Below are 5,195 nucleotides of genomic sequence, written 5' to 3' on the forward strand. Positions count from 1 at the left end.
CCACGGAATTTCCAATTTATTGGGATTAATTTAAAAAAGCCACACACACTTTTTGGCCTATAAGCCTAAATTTTTTCACGATTTGATTATTTTTTTACACGAACACGTTCTACCGTCGGATTACCATCTTTGTCCGTATGAACGGCATCTACTGTGAAGCGTTCCAATTCAGGGGCAAATTCGGTAAGAATCTTATCCGACAAAGTAGCACCGTTGAGCATGGCATCGTATAGCATTTGAGCAAATTCATAACGGGTCAACGGACGATCGCCGGCAAAGTTGCCATCCGCATTGCCCTTAATCATGCCGTTACCGGCGAGTACGGCAACGTATTCATAGGCCCAATGATTCTGCGGTACATCTGGGAAGAGTTGCAGTTTGGATGTATCAATCTTACGACCTGCATTGGAGTCGAGCATCGCTGATTTCAGAGCTTCCAATTCTCGGCGTAAGTCTTTAATTTCTTTGGCCATGGCTACCTTGGAGGTAGACACATTGTTGCCTTGACCGACTTTAAGGGAAATCCCCGCATTTACCATGCTGTTACCGTTACCTATCGTACCGCCTACGCTGAACATAGTGTCTTCGTTAGGACGATAGAAAGCACCTAAGGCTACGGAGTTTTCACCACGATAGTGACCGTAACCGGCAGTAACGTCCCATTTATCATCCGGATCGAAGTCTAATGGGTGTAACGCTGCCAAAGCGGCGGCACCGGCACCTACTTTGTCGATACGGTTGTCTAATTCGTTTACTTTGCCGCCGAGGTTAACGATAGCGTTGCTGTTATTGATAACTTGTTCATTCACGCCTTGAAGTTGTTCTTCAGTAGCGGCACGACCTACGGTTGCAAAATCTTCGGCCGTTAAGGTAGTATTCGTTAAGCCTGTTACTTCACCGTCAGCACCGTTTAAAGCAATAACCCCGACTTCACCCATACCGGTAGTGCCGTTAAGGGATACGGCTTTACCTTCTTCAGTGCCTAAGTTGAATGTACCGGCTTCACCGTTAATGACGGCTTTTGTATTACCTTCGCCGATAGTAATCTTATTGTTAAGACCGAATTTTAATTTTGCATTGTCTTTACGTACAAATACGTTCTGGTTGCCTTCCGCATTTATGTAGCCGCCAAAGTCTATGGTAGTATCTTTACCTACTGTTGTTTTGTTTTCTTCATTGGCGGTTATGTTCCAGCCCGTATAGGCACTGTTTTTAATATCTGTAATGGCTGCATTTAATTGTTCTTCCGTAGCAGCACGACCTACGGTTGCAAAGTCTTTACCATCAAGTTTTACATTGGTTAAACCCTTAACTTCGCCGGTAGAACCATCGACATTTACACGGCCTATATCGGCTTTGCCTGCTTGGCCATCGATTGATACATTTTTACCTACATTTACAATAGCACTTGTGCCATCAATTGCTACTTTGTTGTCTCCGGTGCCTACTTGTACTGAAGCATTATCTCCATCGATAGTTACCTTATTGTCACCGGTACCAACATTAATTGAAGTATTAAGGTCAAAAGTTAAATTAGTATCTTTCTGAGCTACGACGATATTCTGATGACCGGTAGTGTCTTTAACACCGGAGAAGTCTACTTTACCTTTGCTGGCTACGGCAACACCATCCGCACCGTTAGCAGATACAGTCCAACCTTTATAGGATTTTTGGTCTATATCAGACATAGCGGCACTTAATTGTTCTTCCGTTGCGGCACGGCCTACTTTGGCAAAATCTTCTACTTCAAGTGTTTTATTTGTTAAGCCCGTAATATAACCTTTAGTGCCGTCGATTTTAATAGGGTTGCCGGCACCGATAGTAACGACATCGTTCAACTTAATGTTATAGTCCGTTACATTTGTTGTAGCATCTTCTGTCGGTGTTAAAACGAAGTTATCATCCACACTTACACTGGCACCTTTAGCATTAACGGTATATTGTTTTTTACCGTCAGCATCAGTACCGGGCTCTACTGAAGCAATATTTGTCCCTGCTAGCACACTACCACCGGCGGCCGCAATTTGATCGGTTAAATCATTGGTTAAGTGATAGATTTGTTGACCGTTGATGGCGTCGTAGGAAGTAGCAGAAATACGACCTTTGGCTACGTTGATGATACGGCGTTTATTAGAAGAGTCACCAACAGAGAGAATACCATAAGAACCGTCCTGATCGGAGATATTCCATTTTTTATTGTAGAAATCACCTAAATCAGTTTGAAAAGTTTTTAAATTTGCCGACGTAAAGATATCAGTTGTTTTTACTTTGCTGCTGTAACCTAAAGCCGTACTGTATTTTGTATCAGCTTCAACAGCTGAACTTCTGCCAATTGCCGTGCCACCGGAGCTACTAACCTTAGATTCAGAGCCAACAATGGTAGCCCATTTTACATTGTCCGGAACAACTGATTTATACCCACCGATAAAGGAGTAATCTGCGCTAGTACCAATGGTTGATTCCGCCCCTATTAAGGTACCATAATAACTACTGCTCTTCGTTTTATAACCAACTAATGATGAACGATCAGAGCGTTCGGCAATTTCGGCTTGGCTACCGATTGCCACACTATATCCGGTGTTAACTTTAGTATGATAACCCATTGCAACTGACCAGCTAATATTACCAGGTTTTGTAGTTACTGCCGCCCCGGTACCAAAAGCAAAGTTATCTGACCCGGTAGCATTAGCCCCAGATCCAATTGCGATTGAGCTTGTAGAATTGGCTTTAGCACCAACACCAACAGCAAGACCACTTTGTGCACCATCTTTAACATTTGCGCCATTACCAATTGCTATACCATTTTCAGCACTTCCGCCGACCTTAGATTGAAAGCCAAGAGCAACTGCATAGCGACTAAAATTTTCTTTATCGATACCAATTGTTGCCTCATTACCGAGAGCAATACTAGAGCGTCCCGATACAGATGATTCATATCCTACTGCAGTACCATACCAAGTGCCATCAATAACTTTTGCAATAGAACCTACCGCAGTACTGTGAGGAGCATCAGACCCAATACTAGTACCGGTGCCTCCAATTGCAAGAGATTAGTCAGATTGAATACCAATCGTCACCTTATGGCCCATAATAGTAGTCCAGTCAGTTTCGTCATCAACTCTAGTGCCATCTGAACCTATAGCAATCGAGTGATCTGCATTATCACCTATAGAAACTTGATTACCTATTACAATATCAACTCCAGCAGAGTAGACATCATTCCCTATTTTTGAATTGTACCCAAGAATAATACTTCCCGGTGATTCATTCGTATTTTTAGAACCGATAACAACCGAATTATTACTTCCAGGGCCTCTTGCGATTGTTTCTCCATCTCGAGGGAGTGCACCATTCTTAATTTCATGGCCTATAATTACAGACCCATCTGTATTTCTCCCGAATTTCATACCATTACCGATAGCAATAGAATCATTAATTCCTTGGGTTACGTTATTGTTACTCCCAATAAAAATAGATCTGCCAATGTGCTCCGTAGAAGTATTATTATTTCCAAAAATAAGTGTATCTTTATATTCTCTATAAAAGCCATTAGGTTTTGTATATATTTGATTATTATTGCCAATAATCCATGAGTACTTTGTTACAGAAATGGCATTACCATCCCCGATAACATAATCATAGCCACTTGAAGATCCCAATGTATTCGTATCACCGGTAACCTTATTATTTCTAGTATTTACCGTATTTTCATCACCGAGTACTTTATTATTTTCAGCATACTGCCCCATTGTGTTTGCAGTATCAATATGGGCCGTAAAATTCCCTTTGCCATCAGTAGCTGTCGTCCATGCTCCGTTAGTAGCTGCATCTACACTCATTCCACTTATACCAGCAGTTAGTGCCAAAGTGGCTAGCAACACTCCAACCTTACGAACTGCCCCTACAGAACTACTGGAATTCTTTGTACATTTGCGTGCCAATTCAGATACTACAACATACTGATTGCTTACTTTACTCCATATAACCTTGTAAATCCTATTCATAATCGTTCCCCTTTATCCCTCACAACGAAATAAATAAGTAATCTTACTGTACTGCTATATCATCCTCCTATTATTTTGTTAAAACTATATCCGGCATTAATTATTAATGCTTAATACCATAAAACAACTAAATACCATATTCTCCATATTAATTTGAATTCTATTATATTTCATCTTAACTTTATAATAGCATCAAAATTTAAGTGATTCAACGATACTATTCAGTTTGTGAAATTTTAATGTCAAAAATTATAATATTCAACTTATTATAAAATCAATTAAGTAGGAATAGTCTTGATTTATACAGTTTTATTTATTTTATACGATGTGATGCAATAGTGATACATTTATCAAATAAATCTCCATATTATTAAAAAATCGGATAATGTATTAACTCACAATTTATATTATTCTTCATTGTTAGCTCATTATCCTTCTTTCGTATTGTACATTGGTAAAGTTTAGCGTTCTATTTGTTGATTAATAGTGTATAAAATAGCAATGGTTAATAAAAAACACACCGGAGAAGGTGTGTAGGAAATATTATTCTATTTATAGTGCAGAGTATAGTGACTATTAATAGTAATACTGACTTAGAGGCATACAGCATTGCTTCGCTTGGTGGTCTTAATTAGTGACCAAGAGGGCTAGAGGGAAAAAGCGCTATTGATTTAGGGCGTGACCGCATTGCTTAGCTCGCTGCGGTAGTAGGAATACTATCATTTGATGCTAGGGGGCTAGTGGCTTAATGCTCTATTGATTTAGTGGCATACCGCATTGCTGCGCTCGCTGCGGTAGAGGAAGCTAGTAACGCAGTGTACGTACCGGCTCAATCAGCGACTACCTATGTGTTCGGGCCTGTGGATTTTTCTTCGAAGAATCTTACGGTCTGAACTAAGAGATTCGCACCTATTTGTGCGTCGCTTCGCTCCTTCAAATAGGGCTCACTACTTAACGCCCCGAACTACGCGATGCTCTATGTTTTATGCGTCGCTACGCTCCTTTAAAACATGAGCCCTGCGTATCCCACGCCGCTATTGTACCTTTTACTGCCTGCACACCTCTACAATGTTGGCTGGAATCTCTCAGAGTCCGTTATCATTTGCGACTACACTATCATTCTCGCCATCGCTTCGCTCGGCTCGAAAGAAAGTGATGCAATACGATTTGTGCGTCGCTTTGCTCCTTCAA

2 protein-coding genes are annotated in these 5,195 nt (G+C 40.7%); both read right to left on the minus strand.

What is annotated here, in order from left to right:
* Positions 1-86: 86 nt before the first annotated feature.
* Positions 87-3,041 (minus strand): YadA-like family protein, encoded by a 2,955-nt coding sequence (locus tag MXE28_RS11190; protein ID WP_319016765.1) that lies wholly within the window; start codon positions 3,039-3,041, stop codon positions 87-89.
* A gap of 9 nt (positions 3,042-3,050) precedes the next feature.
* On the minus strand, positions 3,051-4,004 hold the full coding sequence (locus MXE28_RS11195; RefSeq protein ID WP_156705523.1) for an ESPR domain-containing protein: 954 nt from the start codon (positions 4,002-4,004) through the stop codon (positions 3,051-3,053).
* Positions 4,005-5,195: the final 1,191 nt, after the last annotated feature.

Source organism: Veillonella sp. KGMB01456 (genome assembly GCF_023051165.1).
GTDB lineage: Bacteria > Bacillota > Negativicutes > Veillonellales > Veillonellaceae > Veillonella_A.